This window comes from Stenotrophomonas sp. YJH_SMC_21 (genome assembly GCF_059369555.1).
Map to the genome: position 1 here is coordinate 1 of NZ_JCAFSU010000026.1, position 23,399 is coordinate 23,399.

Genomic DNA, 23,399 nt, shown 5'->3' on the forward strand with positions numbered 1-23,399 from the left:
TCTTGCAGGCCTCTTTGGCGACCTGCAGTTTGAAACGTGCGTCGTATCTGTTCATGTATCCCTCGGGGTTGGATCTGACGTCCAACTCCCGGGGGTCACTTCACCCTGGGGGCTTGGCCGCGGCATCCATGCCGCGGACACTCCCGCAACCGGACCCACCCCGCCTTCGACAGAATTCTGCGATCTGCAGTAGATCCACGCCACGCGTGGATGCTTTTCGATCTCAATTCGACATATTCGATCTCGATAGAGATTCATCCACGCATGGCGTGGATCTACCCGATCGCGAAAATCTGTCAGAGGTGGGGCGGTGTGGGCTTGCAGGACCGTTGGCGCCATGGATGGCGCCATCGAGCCCCCATGGACGGGTTTACGGCGTGTCCTGCAAGCCCACACCGCCCCACCACCCACGGAATGCCTGCTTTTGCCGTTGCTGTTGCCTTGGCTTGAAGCCTCTGCAGGTGCAGGGCTGCAAGCCCTGCAATAAACCCTACCTGCCCATCGCCTTGGCGATCGCTTCCACCAGCAGCTCACCGGTCACCGGCTTGCGCAGGAAACCACCGATGCCGGCCGCTTCCACCTGCTGCTGAAGGTCCGGATCGGTCCGTGCCGTCACGGCGAGCAGTGGCAGCATGTAGCCCTGGTTGCGCAGGTGCTGGGCCAGCTCGAAGCCGCTCAGGCCCGGCAGGTCCAGATCCAGCAGGCCGACGTCGAAATCCCCTGCGCTGATCTCGCGCAGTGCCGCCAGCGCATGGCCCGCATGCACCACTTCATGGCCGCGCGCACTCAACAGCCCGCGCACCACATCAGCCACGGTTGCATCATCCTCGACCAGCAGCACGCGCAATGGCGGCATGTTGGCCGCATCCTCGCGGTGCACTTCGCCCTCGGACTCTGCATTGGCATCGACCACCAGCGGCAACGGCAGGGTCACGCCAAAACACGTGCCGCGGCCGAGCTGGCTCTCGACCTGGATACGCCCCTGCATCGCCTGCGCCAGTTCGCGGCAGATCGCCAGGCCCAGGCCGCTGCCGCCGTACTGCGCCGCGGTGCGGGCGCCATCGGCCTGCTCGAAGCGGCGGAACAGGCGCTGCTGCTGTTCCTGGCTGATGCCCGGCCCGGTGTCGCGCACTTCGAAATGCAACGCGCGCAGCTCGCCGTCGCTGCGCGCATGCAGGGTGATGGTTCCGCGGCTGGTGAACTTGACCGCGTTGGAGAGCAGGTTGAGCAGGATCTGCCTTACCCGCATCGCATCGCCGGTCGCCTGCAGGCCCGGCGGCAACTGGTTGTCGAGGGTGAAGCGCAGGCCCTTCTGCGCTGCCAGCGGTCCCATCAGCGCGGCCAGGTCCTGCAGCAGGCAGCTCAGCGCGAACGGCTTGGACTGCAGCTCCAGCCGTCCGGATTCGATCCGTGCCAGGTCCAGTGCATCGTTGACCAGGTGAAGCAGGTGTTCGCCGGCGTGCCGGATCGACTGCGTGTAGCCGCGCTGCTGCGGGTCCAGCGGCGAGGCCAGCAGCAGTTCGCTCATGCCGAGCACACCGGTCATCGGCGTGCGGATTTCGTGGCCGAGATTGGCCAGGAAGCGGGTCTTGGCCGCCGAGGCCTGTTCGGCCAGTTCCTGTTTATGCAGTGCCAGCTGATAGGCATGGCGCCGCTGCAGGCGACGGCGATACAACCAGGCAAACCAACTGGTCAGCAGAAGCGCGATCGAGGCCAGCACCAGCAGCCCGGACAGGCTGCGCCACCACGGTGGCTGTACACGGAATTCCAGGCTCTGCACCCGGGACCAGACATGATCGGCCGAGCGCGCCTGTACCTCCAGGCGGTAGCTGCCCGGCGGCAGGCGCGAGAACAGGCGCTCACCGGCCGGCCCCACTTCCACCCAATCGGGGTCGTAGCCGGCCAGGCGGTAGCGGTAGCTGTTGGAGGCCGAATCGGCGAACGACAACAGTCGCGCGACGATGCGCAGGTCACGGTCACCATCGGCGATCTGCAAGGGCGTGTCATGGGTCAGGTCGAGTACCTGCTCGTTGCGGCGGACTTCGACCCGTTCGATCACCAACGGCGCCCGCCGCACCGACGGACGCACCTGTTCCGGGTCGAACACCACCACGCCGGCCGGGGTACCGGCCACCAGATGGCCATCGCCGGACATCGTCAACGTGTGCTCGCGGAACTCCTGGCTGGGCAGACCGTCGTGCACGCCGTACAGGCGCACGCTCTGGCCATCGGCGCCAACCCGGACCAGGCCGCGCGCACTGGTGGCCCAGGCCACCCCCTGTGCGTCGACCACCAGCCCGGAAGCGGAGATCGCCGGGTAACCCTGCTCCGCGCCGACCACGGCCTGCCGTTCAAGCCGCCCCTGGCTCCAGCGGTAGCGCGACAGGCGGCCATCCTCCGACAGCCAGACCTGGCCATCGCGGCCCACGTGCAACGCATGGATCGCCGTCGCCGGCGCGCCCGGCACCGGCTGGAAGCGCTCGCTTTCCGGCAGCCACTGCAGCAGGCCACGGCTACTGGCCAGCCAGATGTGGTCCTGCGGCCCGCATTCCACATCCAGGTTGAGCTGGCCCTGCTGCAGGCCGCGCTGGCCGTTTTCCAGCTGGCGGCGCAGGCGACCGTCGAGATCACGCTGCTGCAGGCCTGCAGGCAACATCAACCATAGACTGTCGCCGTCACAGGTCATCATCGACTCGATGACCCCTTCCATGGTCGCGTCGGCCCCGGCATCACGGCCCCAGCGACGTAGCTCACGTCGCTTCGGGTCATAGCGCAGCAACGCATCGGTCGAGCCGATCCAGACCTGGCCACGGCGATCCTCGCGTACCGAGGACAGCCAGTACATGCCATTGACCCAGGTGCGGTGCTGCTCGATCTTGCCGGTCCTGGGATCGAACCGGTCCAGCGCGCCGTGGCTGCCGACCGTCCAGATGCCGCCATTGCTGGAAGGGCTGGTGCCGAGCACGAAGGCATTGCGCAGCGAACCGGTGTCGTCCTCCAATCGCGACAGCACCGAGAACTGCCACCAGCGCGGCAGCAGATGCCACAGGCCGGCATTGGTACTGGCCAACCAGATGCCGCCTTCGCGGTCCTCGTAGGCGCCCGTCCAGTTCGGCCGCACCGGCCCGCGCGCAACGGCGCTGTACAGCGGAACGGTCTGGTACTGCCCATCCACGGCCCGACCAAGCCCGGTACGGGTATCCAACCAATGCCCGCCCTGTTCATCGCGCAGCATCATGCCGAGCACCTGCTCGCCCGGCGGCAGTTTCCAGGGCGGCGATTCAAAACGCCCGTCGGGGCGACGCACCGTGGCGCCGGCCATCGTACTGATCCACAGGCTGCCATCGGGTTCGCTGGTCAACCCATTGATCAGCAGGCTGGGAATGACGTCCGTACCGACCCGCTCGAAGTCGGTGCCGGTCCAGCGCGCCACGCCATGCTTTGTGCCGACCCACAGGCTGCCATCGGCCAGCGTGGCCAGGTACGGCACCGAGGCGGCAGGCAGGCTGCGGGGATTGTTGGCCTCGGGCAGGAAACGCTGCAGGCGGTCCTGGCTGTCCAGCCGGTACAGCCCACCTTCGTGGGTGCCGAACCAGATCGCACCGTCCGGCGTGGTCGCCAGGCTCCAGACCGTGTTGGTCCCCATCAACGGCTGGCTGCTGCGGTCGTAGAAATGCAGCTGGCGGCGGTCGGCCGACATCCGTACCAGGCCCGCGTTCTCGGTCCCGATCCAGAGCTGGTTGCGCGCATCGACCAGGACCGTCCAGATGCGGTTGTCGCGCAGGCCATCCTCAGAACGCCAGATCCGGTAGTTGCGCCCGTCGTAACGGGCCAGGCCGTCGTTGGTGGCGATCCACAGGTAGCCATAGCGGTCTTCGGCCATGCGGTTGACGGTATTGGACGGCAGGCCGTCGAATACCGTCACCTGGCGCGGGCTCGGTGGCACCGGCTGCGCGGCAGCGGGTGACAGGCCGCACAGGAGGATCAGCAGCAGCATTGCCGCCCGCAGATACACCACCGATTGCCTCCTCACGCTGCCTGATGATTCCCGCGCCGCGGGCGTCGGCATGGTAAACCGAAAGTCGCGCCGTTCACGCCCGGCGTCGACGTTTTCAAGTTGTGGTCTGTCGTTTGGCGCGAGCCTGGATGATCGCTGCCACCAGCATGTCGCCGGTCACCGGCTTGCGCAGGAAACCATCGAAACCGGCAGCGAGCACCTGCGATTCGGCATACGCATCGGAGCGGGCGGTCACCGCCACCAGTGGCAGTTCGTAGCCCAGGGTGCGCAGCTGGCGGGCGATCGCAGTGCCGTCCAGCGCAGGCAGGTCGAGATCGAGCAGGCCGACATCGAAGCCGTCGGTAGCGATCTCCGACAAAGCCCCCAGGCCATGCAGCACATGCACCACCTCATGGCCGCGGCTGCGCAGCAGGCCGGCGATGACCTCGGCCACGGTGGCATCGTCCTCCACCAGCAGGATGCGCAGTGGCGGCAGCATCGGCAGTGCCGGCGCTTCGCCCGTGGCGGCTGCCTGCCGGGTCCAGGGCAGCGGCAACCGCACCCGGAAACGCGCGCCCTTGCCTGGCTGGCTGTCCACTTCGATGCGCCCGCCCATCGCCACGGCCAGCTCCTGGCAGATCGCCAGGCCCAGCCCGCTTCCACCATAGCGCGAGGCCGTGCGCGGCCCCTCCGCCTGTTCGAATCGGTGGAACAGCCGCTCCTGCTGCTCGGCATTGATACCCGGACCACTGTCGTGCACTTCGAAGCAGAGACCGCCGCCGTTCTCTTCCAGGTGCACGGCCAGGCCGACATGACCGCGCTCGGTGAACTTGATGGCATTGCCCAGCAGGTTGAGCAGGATCTGCCGCACGCGCATCTCGTCGCCACTGATGCTGATCGGGCCGGGCGGATCGTCGCCACGCTGGAAATCCAGCTTGCGCTGTTTGGCCATGGGCTGCATCAGCGCCTGCACCTGGTCGAGCAGTCCGGCCAGGTCGAACGGACGCAGATCCAGCTCCAGTCGACCGGCTTCGATGCGCGCGAGGTCCAGCGCATCGTTGACCAACCGCAGCAGATGGCTGCCGGCCTGCTGGATGGAGCCGGCATAGCTGCGCTGCACCGGGTCCAGCGGTGTGGCCAGCAGCAACTCGCTCATGCCAAGCACGCCGGTCATCGGCGTGCGGACTTCATGCCCCAGCGTGGCCAGGAACCGGCTCTTGGCCTGCGAGGCCTGTTCGGCCAGCTCCTGCTTGTGCACGGTCAGCTGCCATTGCTGGCGACGGCGCAGGCGCGCACGGATCGACCAGACCAGGACGAGCAGCAGCAGCGAACCGATCAGGATGTAGCCGAAGATCGCCATGCCGCTGCGCCACCAGGGTGGCAGCACCTTCACCTGCAGCTGCTGCGAAGGCGTCCATGCACCATTGGCGGTGGCCGCCTGCACTTCGATGACGTAGCTGCCGGTCGGCAGTCGCGACAGCGTGCGCTGGCCGTCGCCGCCCTGCTCCACCCAGTTCTGGTCATACCCGCGTACCCGGAAGCGGTAGCGGTTGCCCTGGGGATTGGCATAAGACAACAACCGTGCATCGATCTGCAGGTCGCGATCATCCGGTCCCAGCAGCAGGGTGCCGGTGTTCGGCAGCGGCTGCCAGCCGCGTGCATCGTCGCGGCGCACGCGCACCTCGGCAATCACCAGCGACGACCCGGGCAGCACCACGTCGTCGGCATTCACGTCGAATGCAACCAGGCCGGTCTGGGCGACGGCCAGAACGCGACCATCGGCATTCACCGCTGGCGGCCGGCTGGTGAACTCGGCATCGGACAGGCCATCGCGTTCATTGAACAACTGCAGGCGTCGTGCTTTCGGGTCCCAGCGCAGCAGGCCGCGCGGCGTGGTCGCCCACACCCGGCCATTGTCGGCCAATGCCAGGCCCCCCATGCTGACCGGCGGCACACCGGCGCTTCCATCAATGCGCTGGATCAGGCGCAGGCTCATGCCATCCCACTGGTAGCGCTCCAGCGCGCCCTGGCGGGCCAGCCACAACTGCTGCGGATCCACCCACACCAGGTCGTAGATCAGCCCGCGCGAGACCCCCGGCACCGCTTCGAAGCGACCGGCCTGCTCACGCCAGATGCCCATGTCGCCCATCACCCATGCCTTGCCATGGGCATCGAAGCGGATCTGCTCGATGGGTGAGTCGGCCGCCTTGCGGAAATCGTCGAGAGGATAGCTGCGCAGCACCCGGCCCTCCGCACTGCGCTGCTGCAGGCCCAGGTTCATCACCGAAAGCCAGACCGTGCCATCGGGTGCCTGCCGCATCAGGTCGATGCGCTGGCGCAGATCGGCGCCTCCACCGATGTGCCAGTCGTGCAGCGCGCGGGTGGCCGGGTCATACACGCTGATGCGGCCGGCACGCCCCAGCCACAGGCGCCCGTCCGACCGCGGCAGTACCGACCACACCGCACCGCTGCCGATCTCGCGGTCGCTGGCCAGCAGGCGCAACGTGCCATGCGCGTCCAACTGATACACGCCGTGCGCCGAACCCACGTAGTAGTTCTGGCCATCACTGGCCGCACCCAGCAGGTACTGGCTGTCCAGCGGCTTGCCATCGAGCTGGTTCCAGATCGAGAAGCGGCGCCAATCCGGCGGGAGGTAGGCCAGTCCCTGGGTCAGCAGGGCGACCCACAATCCGCCCTCATGGTCCTGCAGCAGATCGAGCACACCGCTCTGTGCAGTGAGGAAACCACTGCCGCGGTCGCCGTCGAGCCGCCATAGCGCACTCGCGTCGCCACGCAGCAGGCCATCGGACGTGCCCGCCCAGTAGCCGCCCTGGCGATCGGCCAGCACCAGCGCCGAGCGCAGGCCGGCGCTGTCGCTCCAGCGCGGACGACTGACCCGGTCCTGCGCATCGATGCGGTACAGGCCATCGTTCTGGCTGCCGACCCAGATCGAGCCATCCGGATCGCGGCTCATCCGCAGCACGCTCAATGCGCCCAGCGCGTGCGGTGCCACGGGCTCGAAGTCACGGCCATTCCAGCGTGCGACGCCGGCCTCGGTACCGATCCACAGGCGCCCCCGCGCATCGACCAGGCTGCTGTAGATGGTGTTGCTGGGCAGGCCGTCGGCACGGGCCGGGTCGTGCTTGAAGAAGCGCAGGCTGCCGTCCTCCCCGAACCGGCAGATACCCTGGCTGCTGGTACCGATCCACAACGCATCCCCGGCGTAGGCCAGCGTCCAGAACTGGCCCAGGCACGGACCATTGACCGCATCGAAGGTCTTGAACCGCTCGCGGTCGGCATCCAGGCGGGCCACGCCCTTGCCATTGATGCCCACCCACACACGGTCCAGCGGATCGACCAGCAGGGTCTCGATCTCGTTGCCGGGCAACGAACCGGGCTGTTCCGGGTCATGTTCCCAGACCCGCAGCGAGCTGCCGTCGTAGCGCACCAGACCGCCATCGGTTGCGGCCCAGACATGGCCCTGGCGGTCCTCGGCCAGCGCCAGCACCATGCGCGAAGGCATGCCTTCGGCGGCACCGAAGCGCCGCAGGCGTGGTGTTTCTGCCATGTCCAGGGCTGCAGCCGCCGTGGCAGACGCCAACAGCAGCAGCCCCGTTGCCGCGATGCCCAGGCACCACAGGCGCCAGCTGCTCGTCATCCTGAACCCCCTGTCCTGTCCCGATTGTCACACAGGGCCGGGGTCATGGCTGCAACAGCCTGTTGCCGGGGCAGGACCACCACGAACTGTTGCAGCCATGCACGCATCCTTGGCAGGGGCCTGTGCGTATGATCACAGCGTCCCCCTTCCGGAGCCCGCCATCGATGCGTCCCTGCCTGGCCCTGCTGCCGATGCTGCTCGCCACCGCTCCCGCCTGGGCGGATGCAGATACCTATCGCCTCGATCCGGTGCACACGCGTGTGCTGTTCAGCATCGACCACGCGGGCTACTCGCAGGCGATGGGCACGGTCTCCGGCAGTGAGGGCCGGCTGCAGTTCGATCCCGACAACTGGCGCGAGGCCACACTGGATGTCGAGGTCCCCGTGTCGCGATTGGACCTTGGCGATGCCAAATGGAACCAGGCCACGCTGGCCCGCAGCCTTCTGGATGGCGAGCGTTTCCCGAAGGCACATTTCGTCTCCAGCCGGGTCGAACCGATCGATGCCAGGCGCGCCCGCGTGATCGGCACCCTGACCCTGCGCGGGGTCAGCCAGGAGATCACGCTGGACGTGACCCTCAACGCCATCAAGCGCTACCCCCTCCCCCCGTTCCGACGCACCGCCGGTTTTTCCGCCAGCACCACGCTGAGCCGGCGCGCGTTCGGCATCACCGCCTGGCCGGGCGTCATCGGTGATGCAGTACAGCTGAGGATCGAGGCTGAAGCCACCCTCGACCGCAGCGACGCCCCGGGAACTCCCGCTCCCGTTCCACACTCCGACCCCAAGACGGCCCCCTAGAGGACCCTTCATGACCGCCAAGAACACCCCCGCCGCCTGGGGGAGTGTCAGCCAGATCCTGCATTGGTTGATCGCATTGCTGATCCTCGCCCTGGGCGTGGTCGGCCTGACCATGGGCGAACTGCCCAAGACCCCCAAGTATTTCTGGGTCTATACCGCGCACAAGTCGATCGGCATCACCGTGCTGGCGCTCGTGCTCTTCCGCCTCGGCTGGCGCCTGTATGCCGGTGCCCCCAAGCCGGTGCCGGGCGTGCCCAGCTGGCAGGAACGCATCGCCAGTGCCACCCACGTGCTGCTGTATGTGCTGATGTTCGCCATCCCGCTGTCGGGCTGGCTGTACGACTCGGCCAGCGGCCTGCGCCCGTTCCGCTGGTTCGGCCTGGTCGACGTGCCCAAGCTGAGCGGTCCCGACCCGCAGGTGGTCGCGGTATCGCATGCCATCCACGAGTACGGCTTCTGGCTGTTGATCGCGGTGGTGCTGGCCCATGCCGGCGCTGCCTTCTACCACCACCTGTTCCAGCGCGATGCGACCTTGTCCCGCATGTTGCCGCGCGGCTGGCTCGCCTCCCCTCAGAAGGACTGACCGATGAACCTGAAACTGACCACTCCGGCCGCCGTGGCCGCCGCCCTGGCCGGCATGCTGGCCACCACCCCGGTGTTCGCCGCCGACTACGCACAGGCGCCCGGCGCCGGCTCGATCCTGGTGTTCGCCACCAAGTACGACGGCGAAGTGTTTACCGGCAGCTTCCCGGGCTTTGCCACCAAGCTCAGTTTCGACCCGGCCAATCCTGCGGCCGGTTCGCTGGACGTGGTGATCCCGCTGGCCGGCGCCAAGAGCGGCAACAGCGACCGTGACTCGACCCTGCAGACCGCCGACTTCTTCAATGTTGGCAAGTTCGCCACCGCACGCTACACCGCCAAGGGCTTCCGCGCGGTGGGCAATGACCAGTTCGCCGCCGATGGCACACTGGAGCTGCGAGGCGTCAGCAAGCCGGTCACCCTCACCTTCACCTGGAAGCCGGGCACCCAGCCGGTGCTGACCGGCAAGGCCACGGTCAAGCGCCTGGACTTCGGCGTCGGCGGCGGCGACTGGGCCGACACCAAGACCATCCCGGACGAAACCGCGATCAGCACGATCGTGAAGTTCGACGCGAAATAAACCGCCTCTGGTAGTGCCGGCCGCTGGCCGGCATCACCGGGCATCGCGGGGTTGCCGGCCAACGGCCGGCACTACCGATCGACGGCCAGCCAGGCCTGGACCGTGGCCGCGTCGAACGGCCAGTCCAGCTCACGGTCGCCGCGCTCGTCGCGCAGCACCGGCACCCGCGCGCCGTAGCGCGCTTCCAGCGCAGGCTGGTCATCCAGGAACACCGATTCGAACTCCGGTGCCCGCGCCTTGGCCAGCTCGGCCAGGGCCATGTCGCACAGGTGGCAGTCATCGCGCTGGAACAGGGTCAACACCGGTTTGCTCCCTTTGCCGAAATGCTGCGCCGCAGCCATGGAAGTGCGGCATGAACCGCTAGAATAGCGGTCTCCTCCGGTACCCGCAGTACGGCAACCATGGCTGTCAGCACGTTCGACGTTTTCAAGATCGGCATTGGCCCGAGCTCCTCGCACACCGTCGGGCCGATGAAGGCCGCCGAGCGATTCATCCATCGCTGGCTGCTTGACCCGGGTCGCCTGAACGAAGTCGCGCGCATCCGCGCCGATGTCTATGGCTCGCTGGCGCTGACCGGCCGCGGCCATGGCACCGACAAGGCGATCCTGCTGGGCCTGGAAGGCCAGCGGCCGAACCTGATCGACCCGGACATCATCCCGGCCACCCTGGAGCGTATCCGCAGCAGCAAGCGCATCCAGCTGATGGGCCAGCACGAGATCGCCTTCGACGAGAAGCGCGACCTCGGCATGAACAAGCGCCAGAAGCTGCCGTACCACACCAACGGCATGCGTTTCACCGCGTACAACGCCGAGGACGAGGTGATCGCCACCCGCGACTATTACTCGGTCGGTGGCGGCTTCGTGGTCAACCAGGACGACGCGGCCGATGACCGCATCGTGCCCGACGAAACCCCGCTACCCTACCCGTTCAAGAGCGGCGACGAGCTGCTGGCGCAGACCGCGCGCAGCGGCCTGAGCATTGCCCAGCTGATGTTCGAGAACGAGAAGTGCTGGCGCAGCGAAGACGAGATCCGCGCCAACCTGCGCGAGATCTGGAGTGCGATGCAGTCGTGCGTGGCGCGCGGCATCCGCGAGGAAGGCGTGCTGCCGGGTGGCCTGAAGGTCGGCCGTCGTGCACCGGCGCTGTACCGCGAGCTGTCGTCGAAGCCGGAAGCAGCGATGCGCGATCCGCTGACCACGCTGGACTGGGTCAACCTGTACGCGCTGGCGGTGAACGAAGAGAACGCCGCCGGTGGTCGTGTGGTGACTGCGCCGACCAACGGCGCTGCCGGCGTGCTGCCGGCGGTGCTGCATTACTTCGACCGTTTCTGCCCCGGCGCCAACGAACAGCGCGTATTCGACTTCCTGCTGACCTCGGCAGCGATCGGCATCCTGTACAAGGAAAACGCCTCGATCTCCGGCGCCGAAGTGGGCTGCCAGGGCGAAGTGGGCGTGGCCTGCTCGATGGCGGCCGGTGGCCTGGTCGCAGCGCTGGGTGGCAACCCGAGCCAGATCGAGAATGCCGCGGAAATCGGCATGGAACACAACCTCGGCCTGACCTGTGATCCGATCGGCGGGCTGGTGCAGATCCCCTGCATCGAGCGCAATGCGATGGGCGCGGTGAAGGCGATCAACGCCTCGCGTATGGCGATGCGTGGCGACGGCAAGCACAAAGTGTCGCTGGACAAGGTGATCAAGACCATGCGCGATACCGGCCGCGACATGCAGGACAAGTACAAGGAAACCAGCCGCGGTGGCCTGGCGGTGAACGTCATCGAGTGTTGAGGTCGACCGGTCCCGGCGCGATGGCGCCGGGCCACAGGTAGAGTCGACCGTTGGTCGACTATCGCGCGCGGCGCGGGATTTTCGCTCGTTGTGGGGAAGGTAGTCGACTAACCGTCGACTCTACCCAGTCGACTCTACCTCGTCGCCCTTGCCCGGTCGGACGACACCGTCACTGCGTTCCGGTTAGGCTCGGGGCTCCCTCGCCCCGGACTGCCCCATGCGCGTGATCGCTGCCGCCCTGCTTGCCTGCCTTCCACTGCCTGCGCTGGCCGCGCCCACTTACGGGCCGCGGCTGGAGGGTTTCGACTACGGCTATCCGGTGAAGACCTTCGCGCTGGAATCGCAGCGGCAGCCGCTGGAAATGGCCTACCTCGACATAGCGCCGAAGAAGGCACCCATCGGCGTGGTGGTGCTGCTGCACGGCAAGAACTTCTGTGCCGCCACCTGGAAGGAATCGATCAAGCCACTGGTTGCCGCCGGCTATCGGGTGATCGCCCCGGACCAGGTGGGCTTCTGCAAATCCAGCAAGCCCGAGCGTTACCAGTATTCGTTCGCGCAGCTGGCCGCCAACACCCATGCCCTGCTGCAACAGCTGCAACTGGGTGATGTCCCGGTGCACCTGGTCGGTCATTCGATGGGCGGCATGCTGGCGGTGCGCTATGCGCTGATGTTCCCGCAGGACCTGCGCAGCCTGTCACTGGTCAACCCGATCGGGCTGGAAGACTGGAAGGCGCTGGGTGTTCCCTGGCGCAGCGTGGACGCGTGGTTCGCCGGCGAAATGAACATCAGCTATGACAGCATCCGCCGCTACCAGCTGGACGTGTACTACGACGGAAAATGGAAGCCGGCGTATGAACCGTGGGCACGGATGCAGTCGGGCATGTACGAAGGGCCCGGCAAGCAGGCCGTTGCATGGAGCCAGGCACTGGCCTCGGACATGGTGTTCAACCAGCCGGTGGTCTACGAACTCAAGAATGTTCAGGTGCCGACCACGCTGTTCATCGGCCAGAAGGACCGCACCGCGATCGGTCGCGACTTGGCGCCACCAGCGGTGAAGGCGACGCTGGGCAACTATCCGGTGCTCGGGAAGGCGGCAGCCGCGGCGATTCCCGGCGCGACGCTGATCGAGTTCGCCGAACTGGGCCATTCGCCGCAGGTGCAGGACCCGAAGCAGTTCAACGCGGCGTTGCTGAAGGCATTGAAGGCGCATTGAACGGCAGCCCTCCCCTGTAGAGTCGAGCCATGCTCGGCTTATCCAGCAAGAGGGATCTCGCCAGTAGCAGCCGAGCATGGGCTCGGCTCTACAGAAGCAGTGCGATCAGCCGACGATCCGCAACACGTCATCCAGCAGCGCGGCGGCGGTGACTTCCGCGCCCGCGCCCGGGCCCTGGATCAACAACGGCTGGCGGTGATAGCGATCGCTGTGGATGGCCACCCGATTGTCGGTGCCCGCGCCCTGCGCCAACGGGTGATCGGCAGGCAACTCACGCAGGCCCACCTGCGCACCCTCGCCATCAACACGGCCAACGAAACGCAGCACGCGGCCATTGTCATGCGCCTGCTGCCAGCGCGCCTGCAACGGCGCATCCAGCTGCTCGAGCGCCGCCACCGCATCCTCCAGCGGCAGCGCTGCCAGCGCTTCAGGCACCAGTGAATCCACCTCTACCTGCGACGCATCCAGCGCCAACCCGCTGCTGCGAGCGAGGATCAGCAGCTTGCGACGCACGTCTTCACCGGAAAGGTCCAGGCGCGGATCGGGCTCGGTGTAGCCGGCAGCCAGCGCCTCGCGCACCGCCGCCGAGAACGGCGACTGGCCGTCATAGCGATGGAACAGCCACGCCAGCGAACCGGACAGCACGCCTTCGATGGCATGGATGTGATCGCCACCGGCCACCAGTGCACGCAGGCTGCTCAACAGCGGCAGGCCCGCGCCCACCGTCGCGCTGTCGCCATAGCGTGCGCCACTGTCGGCACAGCTTTCCGCAATGGCCTGCGCGCGGGCCAGCTGCGCACCACGCCCCAGCTTGTTGGCGGTCACCACATGCACGCCCCGCGCCAGCCACTGCACGTGGCGCGCGGCCACGTCTTCGCTGGCGGTGGCGTCGACCACCACGTCGCCACGCTCCAGTCCTTCCGCACTCGCCCACGGTGGCGAACTCTGGCCATCGCGCGGTGCACGCCGTGCCAGTTCCAGCGGCAAGGCCAGGTCACGATCGATCTCCAGCGCAGTGCGTGAATTGGCCAGCCACTGCACGCTGGGCAGTTCCAGCCCACGCGCCCGCAATGCCTGGTAACGCTGTACGAAGGCCGAGCCGACCGTGCCGGTGCCCAGCAGCGCCAGGCGTCCCACGCCCAGAGCAGGAATTTCTGCGGCGAGCGCGCTCATGCATCCACCACCTGTTTGCGGCGCGCAGCCGCATCAATCACCGCTTCGGCACGCTGCAGCGCGGCGCCGAGATCGGCCAACAGGTCAAGCTCGGCCTCGATACCAACCGACAGGCGCAGCAGGCCTTCGCTGATGCCGGCCGCAGCACGCGCTTCGGCGGTCATCGCCGCATGGGTCATGGTGGCGGGGTGCGCGATCAGGCTTTCGACGCCGCCCAGCGATTCGGCCAGGGTGAAACAGCGCAGGCCATCGACGAACGCGCGCACCGCCGCGTACGGATCATCACCCGCGCAGTGCGCCAGTTCGAACGACAGCATCGCGCCAAAGCCACTCTGCTGGCGAGCAGCGATGGAGTGGCCCGGGTGATCGGCCAGACCCGGATAATAGACGCGGCCGACCGCCGGATGCTGGTCCAGCAGCGCAACGATCGACGTGGTGTTCTCCTGATGCACGCGCAGGCGCGCGTCCAGCGTGCGCAGGCCGCGCAGGGTCAGGAAGGCATCGAACGGCGAACCCGTCAGGCCCAGCGCGTTGCCCCACCACACCAGCTGCTCATGCAGTGCCGGATCGCGCGCGACGACCGCACCACCCACCACGTCGCTGTGGCCGTTGATGTACTTGGTGGTGGAATGCAGCACCAGATCCGCACCGAACGACAGTGGTTGCTGCAGGGCCGGCGACAGGAAGGTGTTGTCGACCACAACCAGAGCACCTGCCTTGTGCGCGGCATCGATGACGAAGCGCAGGTCGGTGATGCGCAGCAGCGGATTGGACGGCGTTTCCACCAGCACCAGCTTCGGCTGGGTGGCCAGCGCCTGCGACAGCGCGCGCGGATCGGTCAGGTCGGCGGTGACCAGTTCGAAATGGCCCTTCTTCGCCAGCGCATTGAACAGCCGCCAGCTGCCACCGTACGCGTCGTGCGGCACGACCAGGGTATCGCCCGGCTGAAGCAGCGCGTTCAGCACCAGGTTGATCGCGCCCATGCCGGTGGCGGTGATCACGCCGCCCGCACCGCCTTCCAGCTCGGCCAGCGCTTCACCCAACAGGTCGCGGGTTGGGTTGCCACTGCGCGTGTAGTCGTACTGGCGCTTGTTGCCGAAGCCTTCAAAACTGAAGTTCGACGACAGCACGATCGGCGGCGTGACCGCGCCATGCGCGGTGTCCCGATCGATGCCGGCACGGACGGCGGCAGTGGTGCGGCTACAGGACGGCTCGTTGGCGTGCAGGCTCATGCGGACTCTCCAGAGGTGCGGAAGGCGGTGGCGAGGATCGCGTCGATGCGATCGGTTTCTTTGAGGAAGGCGTCGTGGCCATAGGGCGAGCGCAGCACGCGCAGGCTTCCGCGCGGCCCCAGCCCCTCGACCAGGCCGACCAGGTCGGCCAGCGGCACCAGGCGGTCACCCTCCACCGCGACCACCACGGTCGGCGGCAGGATGGCCGCGGGGTCCACGCGGTGCAGGTCGATCGATTCGGACAGGCGCAGGTAGGCGGTCACCGGCGTGCGCGCGACGTACTGCGCGCCGGCGGCGTCGAGATAGTCCTCGGCGGCGACCCGCACGCGGCCGTTGATCACTTCCGGCGCGGCGTCGAAGCGCTCGCCGAACTCTTCCGGGGTGCGGTAGCTGAGCATGGCGAACTGCCGGGCCAGCGCCAGGCCGTGGTCTTCGCCGCACTGCAGTTGGCCGAGGGCGACGGCGCGGCGCTGCAGTGCGCGCCAGGCCGCGGCATACGGGTGCGGACGATGCGCGCCGCTGGCCAGCACCAGCTGGCGCACCCGGGCTCGATGACGGATCGCGAACTGCTGGCCGACCAGCGCGCCATACGAGTAGCCGACGAAGGCCTTCAGCGTGCGGATACCCAGATGATCCAGCAGCAGTGCCAGCGCATCGGCCTGGTCAGCGGTATCGATCGGCACGTCCAACGCGCCGTCGGCCCCGATGAAGTCGAACGCCAGTACGCGCAACTGCTGCGGATCCAGCGTGCGACCACTGCCGACCAGGTCTTCGGCCCAGCCCTTCTCGCTGAACTGTGCGTTGGACGCCACATGGCGATGGGCGGAAATGCCGCCGGCCAGCACCACCACCGGCGCATTGGCCGGGCCGACCCACTCATAGCGCAGGCGCACCGGGCTGGGGCCAGCGTGACGCATCGACAGCACCGCGGCGAACTCACCGCGCTCGGCATGCACGCGGTCTTCGACCGGCACGCTGACGGGGACAAAGGGTTCGGGGCGAACGGCGGTACTGGCAGCGAAGCTCATGGCGGGATCCGGTTGGGGAATCGGCCATCGAGCCTTCGCGGGGCTCGCGTTCGAGATGCACGTGCGGTGCATGGATCGAACCATCTTTCGGTGGACGCCACGGTCCCCGCAGGATTTGGCACCTACGCGAACGCTTTCGCATCCGCGGGCTGCCCCGGCTTCAAAGGGCCTGTCCCTCTGCCGGTCTCGATGGTGAGGCCACGATGCCAGCGCTTCCGGGTGCTGTCAATCCCTTCATGCGGATAAAGCGATGAATATTTTCGCGACAGGTATGCGAGAGGCGTCGCGGTCGCTCCGTTCAGGATCGGGTACAGTCCGGACGGTCCGTTTTCCTGAATCCGCTGATGCCACGCCTGCCCTTGACCTGCCTGCTCCTGCCGCTGCTGGCCAGCGCCTCTGCCGGCGCCAGCGACTGGCGCCAGGGCTGGGGGATGCTGCCGAAGGCGCCTGCCCCCGCCAGCGCCGACGCAAAGGCCCCCCTTCCGATGGCCCAGCTGCGCCTGCAGTCGATCGGCGAACAGTGGCAGGCCCGGATCGACAACACCCTGGCCGGGCCGTTGCAGATCGAACTGCGCGCCGCCCCTGGACACCCGGTCGACGGCTTGCCGGTGCAGTCACTGATACAGGGCGACAGCAGCCTGGTCGTCGGCCACCTCCCCGCGCCGGTCAACGGCCGGATGCTGGACCTGCGCCTGCAGTCGGTACCAGGCAACCCCGCCGCACAAGCCGAGGATGTGGCCTACCGCCTGCCCTTCGATGATGCACGCCCGCGCGTGGACCAGGCGCCGCAGGGCCGGTTCAGCCACGACGACGAGGAAAACCGCGACGCGGTCGACTTCGCACTGCCGGAGGGCACACTGGTGCTGGCCGCGCGCGAGGGCACGGTGATGCAGATCCAGGATGGCTTCCGAGGCAACGGCCAGGACCGCGAACATGATGGTGCCCGCGCCAACTTCATCCGCGTGCTGCACAGCGACGGCAGCATGGCCCTGTACGGCCACCTGCAGGCCGGCGGCATGCGCGTGCGTCGCGGCCAGGCGGTGGGCGCCGGGCAGCCCATCGGCCTGTCCGGCAACAGCGGCTTCAGCAGCGCACCGCACCTGCACTTCGTGGTACAGGTCAACCGCGGCATGGGCCTGCGTTCGGTGCCGGCACGCATCTTCGCCGAGCAGGGCCAGCTGCAGTTCGCCCGCCAGGGCGAGGCCGAGGGCGGCATCGGGCGCTGAACGGCCCCGGTCGGTATAATCGGGCGCTTATCTCTTTGAAAAGCGCCCCGGGCGGGCGCCACTGCCATGTCCGAAGTCGCCAACGAAGCGTCGCGTCGCCGCACCTTCGCCATCATTTCCCACCCTGACGCCGGCAAGACCACGCTGACCGAAAAGCTGCTGCTGTTCGGAGGCGCGATCCAGATGGCCGGTTCGGTCAAGGGCCGCAAGGCCGCCCGCCACGCCACCTCCGACTGGATGGCGTTGGAAAAGGAACGCGGCATCTCCGTCACCTCTTCGGTGATGCAGTTCCCGTACGAAGACAAGATCGTCAACCTGCTCGACACCCCCGGCCACGCCGACTTCGGCGAGGACACCTACCGCGTGCTGACTGCGGTGGACTCGGCGCTGATGGTGATCGACGTGGCCAAGGGCGTGGAAGAGCGCACCATCAAGCTGATGGAAGTGTGCCGCCTGCGCGATACCCCGATCATGACCTTCATCAACAAGCTCGACCGCGAGGGCAAGGACCCGATCGAGCTGCTGGATGAAGTGGAAACCGTGCTGGGCATCCAGTGCGCGCCGGTGACCTGGCCGATCGGCATGGGCCAGCGCCTGAAGGGCGTGGTCCACCTGCTGACCGGCGAAGTGCACCTGTACGAGCCGGGCCGCAACTTCACCCGCCAGGACTCGACCATCTTCCCGTCCATCGACGCCCCCGGCCTGGCCGAGAAGATCGGTGCACAGATGCTGGCCGACCTGCGCGACGAACTGGAACTGGTGCAGGGTGCCAGCCACCCGTTCGACCTGGAGGCCTACCGCGCCGGCAAGCAGACCCCGGTGTTCTTCGGCTCGGGCGTGAACAACTTCGGCGTGCAGCCGCTGCTGGACTTCTTCGTCGAGCATGCGCCGTCGCCGCAGGCACGCTCCACGACCGGCCGCGAGATCGCCCCGGAAGAAAACAAGCTGACCGGTTTCGTGTTCAAGATCCAGGCCAACATGGATCCGCAGCACCGTGACCGCGTGGCCTTCATGCGCGTCTGCTCCGGCCGTTTCAGCGCCGGCATGAAGACCTTCCACGTGCGCACCGGCAAGGAAATGAAGCTGGCCAACGCATTGACCTTCATGGCCAGCGACCGCGAGATCGCGGCCGAGGCGTGGCCGGGCGACGTGATCGGCATCCACAACCACGGCACCATTTCCATCGGCGATACCTTCACCGAAGGCGAAGCGGTCACCTTCACCGGCATCCCCAACTTCGCCCCGGAACTGTTCCGCCGCGCGCGCCTGCGCGATCCGCTCAAGCTCAAGCAGCTGCAGAAGGGACTGGCCCAGCTGTCCGAAGAAGGCGCGACCCAGTTCTTCCGCCCTCTCACCAGCAACGACCTGATCCTGGGTGCGGTGGGTGTGCTGCAGTTCGACGTGGCGGCCTATCGCCTGAAGGACGAGTATGGCGTGGAAGCCACCTTCGAGCCGGTCAGCGTGACCACCGCGCGTTGGGTCCACTGCAGCAACGAGAAGAAGCTGGAAGAGTTCCGCGAGAAGAATGCGCTGAACCTGGCACTGGATGCAGCCGGCCACCTGGTCTACCTGGCACCGACCCGGGTCAACCTGCAGCTGGCGCAGGAACGCTCGCCGGACGTGCGTTTCTCGGCCACCCGCGAAGCGGCCCATACCGTTTCGGTAGGCTGATGCCACGGGGTCGGATCCCTTTCCGGCAGGAAAGGGCTCTGACCCCAGCCAACGCAAGGCAGGCATTCACCCACCATACGGTGACAGGCGTGCACGCATCGCCCATCGCGGCGATGATAAGGGGGTGCGGGTCCCCCTCCCCGCGAACAATGCCTACGCCATGTCCACGACGTCCATTGCTTCGATCCGTGAAGAAATCGCCAGCGCCCTGACCCATGGCCTGGGCGCGGTATTCGCCCTGGCCGCCAGCGCGGTGTTGATCACCCTGGCTGCGATCTACGGCGACGGCTGGCAGCTGGCCAGCGCGATCGTGTTCGGTATCGCGCTGTTGCTGCTGTACACCGCCTCCACGCTGTACCACGCCATCCAGCATCCGGTCGCCAAGGGCCGGTTGAAGGTGTTCGACCACTGCGCGATCTATGTGCTGATCGCGGGCACCTATACCCCGTTCACGCTGATCGGCCTGCGCGGTCCGTGGGGCTGGGGCCTGTTCACCGCGATCTGGGCGCTGGCGCTGGGCGGCGTGGTGTTCAAGCTGTTCTACACCGGCCGTTTCAAGGTGCTCTCAACGGTGATCTACATCGCCATGGGCTGGCTGGTGGTCGTGGCGATCAAGCCGATGTGGGCCTCGATCGATGGCGGCACCCTCACCTGGCTGTTCGCCGGCGGCCTGTCGTATACGCTGGGGACCTACTTCTACCACCGTGAATCGATCCCGTACTCGCATGCCATCTGGCACCTGTTCGTGATCGGCGGCAGCGTCTGCCACTTCGTCGCGGTCACCATGCAGGTGCTGTAAACGGCCGCTCGAGGGCGGCGTGTGCACGCCATGCACATGGTCGCTTCGCGCCCTGTCCACGAACAGAGGGCAACCATGGCAGCGTGAATGCTGCCGCCTCCCCTGCCGCAAGGCGCACGCCCCGCTGGCGCCTCCGCCGCCCCGGCCCACGAGGCCGGCGCTGGCTCACGATCCTGGTTTTCCTGCTGGCGGCGATCCTGGTACTGCTCGCGTTGTGGGACTGGAACTGGTTCAAGGGACCGGTGGAGCGCGCGGTGCAGGCACGCACCGGCCGAGTGCTGCACATCGGGAACCTTGATGTCGACCTCGGCCGCACCAGCACGATCCGCGCCGATGCGATCACCTTCGCCAATGCCAGCTGGGCGAAACAACCTGAGATGGCCAGCGCAGACCGCGTCGAGATCGACGTGCGGGTCTGGCCCCTGCTGCGCGGCAGCGTGCAGCTGCCCGAGGTGCGCCTGACCCGGCCGGACGTGCTGCTGGAAACCGCCCCGCGCAAGGGCGAGCCGGGCAACTGGGACTTCCTCGGTGAGAGCGCCGGCGGCACAAGCCCGCAGCTCAAACGCCTGCGCATCGACGATGGTCGGCTGCAGTTCATCGATGCACTGGGCCGCACCGACATCCGCGTGGGCGTGCGCAGCGGTCAGCCGAAACAGGCCGATGCCTCGCCGCCGCTGCTGGTGCAGGGCAAAGGCCACTGGCAGGGCAACCCGTTCACCCTGCGCGGTGGAACCGAATCACCGCTGGAACTGACCGACAGCGACCACCCGTTCCGCATCCACCTCGACGGTCGCGCCGGCGCTACCCACGCGGTGGCCAGTGGCACGCTGACCAATCCGTTCCAGCTGCGGGTGTTCGACCTGCAGTTCGCACTCAGCGGGCAGGACCTGTCAGACCTGTACCCGCTGCTCGGCATTGCCATCCCGCCCTCACCGCCCTACGCCTTGGACGGACGGCTGAAGCGCGACCACAACGTCTGGCGCTACGACAGCTTCACCGGCAAGGTCGGTGACAGCGACCTCGCTGGCAACCTGCAGTTCGAGGTGGGACGCGACCGTCCACGGCTGACCGCGACACTGGAATCCAGGCGCCTGGACTTCGATGACCTGGCCGGCTTCGTGGGAGCGCCACCGAAGACCGGCGGCGGCGAAACCGCGAATGCGGAACAAAAGGCACAGGCCGCCCGTGTCGCCGCCAGCCGCCGGGTATTGCCCGACACGCCCTACAATCTGGGCAAACTGCGTGCGATGGATGCCGACGTGCGCTGGAAGGCCCACCGCATCAACGCGCCCTCGTTGCCACTGGACGACATGGACGCGCACCTGCTGCTGGATGACGGCGTGCTGCGGCTGGACCCGCTGAACTTCGGCGTGGCCGGCGGCGATATCCGCAGCACGATCCGCATGGATGCACGCCAGGCGCAGATTCGCACTGCGTTGAGGGCCAGCGTACGCGGCGTGCAGCTGGGCCAGCTTTTCCCGGATGCGAAGCTGGCCGAGCAGGCCAAGGGCGGCATCGGCGGCGAAGTGGACCTGAGCGGGCGCGGCAACTCGATCGCCGCCATGCTCGGCAGCAGCAGCGGCAAGGTCGGGCTGGCGATGGGCCGTGGCCATGTCGGCAACCTGGTGATGGAACTGGCCGGGCTGGATATCACCGAATCACTGAAGTTCCTGGTGACCGGTGACAAGCAGATTCCGCTGCGCTGCGCCTTCGCCGACTTCGGTGTGCAGGACGGTCTGATGACCAGCCAGGCACTGGCGGTGGACACCACCGATACCATCCTCATCGGCGAAGGCACGGTCAGCCTGCGCGACGAGACCCTGGACCTGCTGCTGAAACCGCGCCCGAAGGACAAGAGCATCCTGGTACTGCGGTCACCGTTGCATATCAGCGGCACGTTCAAGGACCCGTCGTTCCGCCCTGACTTCAAGGCGTTGGGTATTCGCGGCGCCGTGGCCCTGGCGCTGGGCAGCATTGCCCCGCCGGCAGCGCTGCTGGCTACGATTGAACTGGGGCCGGGCAAGGATGCCAACTGCGGTGGGCAGTATGCGAAGTAGGAGCGTTCGTTCGTGGCGCCTGGATTGATCGTGGTTTGAGGGGGACGGGTGACCCAGGCAGGACACGCCCATGCCCTCAGCCTCCCCCCGCATCAGGAAGGCGCTGCTTTGGCTTTGGCCCTGGCTTTGAGCTTCGAAAAGCGGGCCGGCGGGCCGCAGGCCCGCCAGCGACACCCTCACCCGGCGACGATGTACTGCTGCAGCTGATCCAGCTCGCGCCGCTGCGCATCGATCACCGACTTCACCAGGTCGCCAATGGAAATCACCCCCAGCACCTGCACGCCCTCCACCACCGGCAGGTGGCGGATGCGGTAGTCGGTCACCAGCTGCAGGCAATGCTCCACCTGTTCGCCCGGCGACACCGTCACCACCTGCGTCGTCATGATCTCGGCCACCGCCGTATCGCGCGAAGAACGATCACGCAACACGATCTTGCGCGCGTAATCGCGCTCCGAAAGGATCCCGACCAACCGCGGCCCGTCCATCACCAGGACCGCGCCAATGCCCTTTTCCGCCATCAACCGGATCGCATCGATCACCGCCGCATCCGGCGCGACCGCATGTACTTCAGGAGACTTGCCGTCCAACAGTTGCCGTACCGTGGTCATCTGCCTGCCCTCCGAGGGTGGGTTGCAGGGCCGAGTCTGCCACGGCGGATGCTAGCCACGCGTCAACCAGGTACAACGGCCGCTGCTTGGACTCTTCGTACAGGCGCCCCAGGTACTCACCGATCAGGCCCAGCGCGATCAACTGCACCCCGCCCAGGAACAGGATCACCGCCATCATCGTCGGCCAGCCCGCCACCCGGTCGCCGTACAGCGCGGCCTTGACGATCACCCACATGCCGAACACGAAGGCCACCGCCGCGGTTGCCAGCCCCAGGTAGGTCGCCGCGCGCAGGGGCACGGTCGAGAACCCGGTGATGCCTTCCAGGGCGAAGTTCCACAGCCGCCACAGGCTGAACTTGCTGGTGCCGGCCACGCGTGCGTGGCGGTGGTAGGGCACCGCCACGCGCTTGAAACCCACCCAGCTGAAAAGCCCCTTCATGAAACGATGGCGCTCACGCATCTCGCGCAGCGCACTCAGCGCGCGTGGTGACAGCAGGCGGAAATCCCCGGTATCGGCCGGGATCGGCGTACGCGAAAGGCGCCCCATCACGCGGTAGAAGATCGCCGCCGTGGCACGCTTGATCCAGGCCTCGCCATCGCGCGCCAGGCGCGTGCCATAGACGTTGTCATGGCCCTCGCGCCAGCGCGCGACGAACTGCGGCACAAGCTCCGGCGGGTCCTGGCCATCGGCATCCAGGATCATCGCCGCCCCTTCGCGTACCAGGTCCAGGCCAGCGGTCAGTGCGGCTTCCTTGCCGAAATTGCGCGACAGCTTCAGCGCGGAGACCCGCGCGTCGGATTGGGCCAGGCGGGCGATCACCTCCCAGGTCCCGTCATGGCTGCCGTCGTCCACGTACAGGACGTGGCCGTCGATGTCGGGCAGCGCGTCGAGCACCGCGCACAACCGCGGATGCAGCAACGGCAGTGCCAGGGCCTCGTTGTAGGCGGCGATGACGAAAGTGAGCCGTTCGCGGGTCATGCCCGGATTGTACGTTGC

At 67.3% G+C, this 23,399-nt stretch carries 17 protein-coding genes and 1 riboswitch; of the genes, 9 read left to right on the forward strand and 8 right to left on the reverse strand.

Annotated features, from left to right (window positions below):
- Positions 1 to 490: 490 nt before the first annotated feature.
- On the reverse strand, positions 491 to 4,018 hold the full coding sequence (locus AC5P67_RS19935) for a hybrid sensor histidine kinase/response regulator (protein WP_099474504.1): 3,528 nt from the start codon (positions 4,016 to 4,018) through the stop codon (positions 491 to 493).
- Between the two features lie 94 nt (positions 4,019 to 4,112).
- Positions 4,113 to 7,655 (reverse strand): sensor histidine kinase, encoded by a 3,543-nt coding sequence (locus tag AC5P67_RS19940; protein ID WP_088611228.1) that lies wholly within the window; start codon positions 7,653 to 7,655, stop codon positions 4,113 to 4,115.
- Between the two features lie 164 nt (positions 7,656 to 7,819).
- Here AC5P67_RS19940 and AC5P67_RS19945 point away from each other — a divergent pair, with 164 nt between their 5' ends.
- Genes AC5P67_RS19945 through AC5P67_RS19955 form a run of 3 tightly spaced genes read left to right on the forward strand, consistent with a single transcriptional unit; the run spans position 7,820 to position 9,611 of the window.
- A complete protein-coding gene (locus tag AC5P67_RS19945) occupies positions 7,820 to 8,452 on the forward strand; it encodes a YceI family protein (protein ID WP_043034508.1) in 633 nt (210 codons plus the stop codon).
- A gap of 10 nt (positions 8,453 to 8,462) precedes the next feature.
- Positions 8,463 to 9,035, forward strand: coding sequence for a cytochrome b (locus AC5P67_RS19950; RefSeq protein WP_005410672.1), 573 nt, complete (start codon positions 8,463 to 8,465; stop codon positions 9,033 to 9,035).
- Between the two features lie 3 nt (positions 9,036 to 9,038).
- Entirely contained in the window at positions 9,039 to 9,611 is a 573-nt protein-coding gene (locus tag AC5P67_RS19955; protein WP_005414145.1) for a YceI family protein, read from the forward strand.
- 71 nt (positions 9,612 to 9,682) lie between these two features.
- Here the strand turns inward: AC5P67_RS19955 and AC5P67_RS19960 are convergent, their stop codons facing one another.
- Entirely contained in the window at positions 9,683 to 9,913 is a 231-nt protein-coding gene (locus tag AC5P67_RS19960; RefSeq protein WP_005414144.1) for a glutaredoxin family protein, read from the reverse strand.
- Positions 9,914 to 10,012: 99 nt separating this feature from the next.
- On the opposite strand from AC5P67_RS19960, the gene AC5P67_RS19965 reads away from it, so the two are divergent.
- Together AC5P67_RS19965 and AC5P67_RS19970 are read left to right on the forward strand one after the other, a co-directional pair.
- A complete protein-coding gene (locus AC5P67_RS19965) occupies positions 10,013 to 11,395 on the forward strand; it encodes an L-serine ammonia-lyase (protein WP_005410675.1) in 1,383 nt (460 codons plus the stop codon).
- A gap of 217 nt (positions 11,396 to 11,612) precedes the next feature.
- Positions 11,613 to 12,608 (forward strand): alpha/beta fold hydrolase, encoded by a 996-nt coding sequence (locus AC5P67_RS19970; RefSeq protein ID WP_099484049.1) that lies wholly within the window; start codon positions 11,613 to 11,615, stop codon positions 12,606 to 12,608.
- A 105-nt stretch (positions 12,609 to 12,713) separates the two neighbouring features.
- Here the strand turns inward: AC5P67_RS19970 and AC5P67_RS19975 are convergent, their stop codons facing one another.
- The 3 genes from AC5P67_RS19975 to metX are packed head-to-tail and all read right to left on the reverse strand — an operon-like array spanning position 12,714 to position 16,041.
- Positions 12,714 to 13,781, reverse strand: a complete 1,068-nt coding sequence (locus tag AC5P67_RS19975) for a homoserine dehydrogenase family protein (RefSeq protein ID WP_049404532.1) — start codon at positions 13,779 to 13,781, stop codon at positions 12,714 to 12,716.
- Complete coding sequence (locus tag AC5P67_RS19980; protein ID WP_227843817.1) at positions 13,778 to 15,013, reverse strand: O-succinylhomoserine (thiol)-lyase; 1,236 nt, start codon at positions 15,011 to 15,013, stop codon at positions 13,778 to 13,780. Before AC5P67_RS19980 ends, AC5P67_RS19975 begins: the two co-directional genes overlap by 4 nt.
- Positions 15,010 to 16,041, reverse strand: a complete 1,032-nt coding sequence (gene metX, locus AC5P67_RS19985) for a homoserine O-succinyltransferase MetX (RefSeq protein WP_005410679.1) — start codon at positions 16,039 to 16,041, stop codon at positions 15,010 to 15,012. The genes AC5P67_RS19980 and metX overlap by 4 nt, the downstream gene beginning before the upstream one ends.
- A gap of 77 nt (positions 16,042 to 16,118) precedes the next feature.
- Positions 16,119 to 16,237: riboswitch (SAM riboswitch) on the reverse strand.
- Positions 16,238 to 16,385: 148 nt separating this feature from the next.
- On the opposite strand from metX, the gene AC5P67_RS19990 reads away from it, so the two are divergent.
- The 4 genes from AC5P67_RS19990 to AC5P67_RS20005 all read left to right on the forward strand — a co-directional run bounded on the left by AC5P67_RS19990 (position 16,386) and on the right by AC5P67_RS20005 (position 21,794).
- Positions 16,386 to 17,267: a M23 family metallopeptidase gene (locus tag AC5P67_RS19990; protein WP_099527715.1), complete on the forward strand. Its 882-nt coding sequence runs from the start codon at positions 16,386 to 16,388 to the stop codon at positions 17,265 to 17,267.
- A gap of 66 nt (positions 17,268 to 17,333) precedes the next feature.
- The gene (locus tag AC5P67_RS19995) at positions 17,334 to 18,938 is read left to right on the forward strand and encodes a peptide chain release factor 3 (protein WP_005410681.1); all 1,605 of its coding nucleotides are present in this window, start codon (positions 17,334 to 17,336) and stop codon (positions 18,936 to 18,938) included.
- 160 nt (positions 18,939 to 19,098) lie between these two features.
- Positions 19,099 to 19,737 (forward strand): PAQR family membrane homeostasis protein TrhA, encoded by a 639-nt coding sequence (trhA, locus tag AC5P67_RS20000; protein ID WP_005410682.1) that lies wholly within the window; start codon positions 19,099 to 19,101, stop codon positions 19,735 to 19,737.
- An 83-nt stretch (positions 19,738 to 19,820) separates the two neighbouring features.
- Positions 19,821 to 21,794 carry an AsmA family protein gene (locus AC5P67_RS20005; protein WP_043034504.1) on the forward strand — a complete coding sequence of 658 codons (1,974 nt, stop codon included), beginning with the start codon at positions 19,821 to 19,823 and terminating at the stop codon, positions 21,792 to 21,794.
- A gap of 176 nt (positions 21,795 to 21,970) precedes the next feature.
- Here the strand turns inward: AC5P67_RS20005 and AC5P67_RS20010 are convergent, their stop codons facing one another.
- Positions 21,971 to 22,402: a CBS domain-containing protein gene (locus AC5P67_RS20010; RefSeq protein ID WP_033834030.1), complete on the reverse strand. Its 432-nt coding sequence runs from the start codon at positions 22,400 to 22,402 to the stop codon at positions 21,971 to 21,973.
- Positions 22,362 to 23,381 (reverse strand): glycosyltransferase family 2 protein, encoded by a 1,020-nt coding sequence (locus tag AC5P67_RS20015; protein ID WP_099527429.1) that lies wholly within the window; start codon positions 23,379 to 23,381, stop codon positions 22,362 to 22,364. The genes AC5P67_RS20010 and AC5P67_RS20015 overlap by 41 nt, the downstream gene beginning before the upstream one ends.
- Between the last annotated feature and the right edge of the window lie 18 nt (positions 23,382 to 23,399).

Coding starts and splice junctions, on each gene's coding strand:
- AC5P67_RS19995 (WP_005410681.1), top strand. CDS start 17,334: ATGTCCGAAGTCGCCAACGAAGCGTCGCGTCGCCGCACCTTCGCCATC.
- AC5P67_RS19965 (WP_005410675.1), top strand. CDS start 10,013: ATGGCTGTCAGCACGTTCGACGTTTTCAAGATCGGCATTGGCCCGAGC.
- AC5P67_RS19950 (WP_005410672.1), top strand. CDS start 8,463: ATGACCGCCAAGAACACCCCCGCCGCCTGGGGGAGTGTCAGCCAGATC.
- AC5P67_RS20010 (WP_033834030.1), bottom strand. CDS start 22,402: ATGACCACGGTACGGCAACTGTTGGACGGCAAGTCTCCTGAAGTACAT.
- AC5P67_RS20015 (WP_099527429.1), bottom strand. CDS start 23,381: ATGACCCGCGAACGGCTCACTTTCGTCATCGCCGCCTACAACGAGGCC.
- AC5P67_RS19970 (WP_099484049.1), top strand. CDS start 11,613: ATGCGCGTGATCGCTGCCGCCCTGCTTGCCTGCCTTCCACTGCCTGCG.
- AC5P67_RS19940 (WP_088611228.1), bottom strand. CDS start 7,655: ATGACGAGCAGCTGGCGCCTGTGGTGCCTGGGCATCGCGGCAACGGGG.
- AC5P67_RS19955 (WP_005414145.1), top strand. CDS start 9,039: ATGAACCTGAAACTGACCACTCCGGCCGCCGTGGCCGCCGCCCTGGCC.
- AC5P67_RS19980 (WP_227843817.1), bottom strand. CDS start 15,013: ATGAGCCTGCACGCCAACGAGCCGTCCTGTAGCCGCACCACTGCCGCC.
- AC5P67_RS19990 (WP_099527715.1), top strand. CDS start 16,386: ATGCCACGCCTGCCCTTGACCTGCCTGCTCCTGCCGCTGCTGGCCAGC.
- metX (WP_005410679.1), bottom strand. CDS start 16,041: ATGAGCTTCGCTGCCAGTACCGCCGTTCGCCCCGAACCCTTTGTCCCC.
- AC5P67_RS19975 (WP_049404532.1), bottom strand. CDS start 13,781: ATGAGCGCGCTCGCCGCAGAAATTCCTGCTCTGGGCGTGGGACGCCTG.
- AC5P67_RS19945 (WP_043034508.1), top strand. CDS start 7,820: ATGCGTCCCTGCCTGGCCCTGCTGCCGATGCTGCTCGCCACCGCTCCC.
- trhA (WP_005410682.1), top strand. CDS start 19,099: ATGTCCACGACGTCCATTGCTTCGATCCGTGAAGAAATCGCCAGCGCC.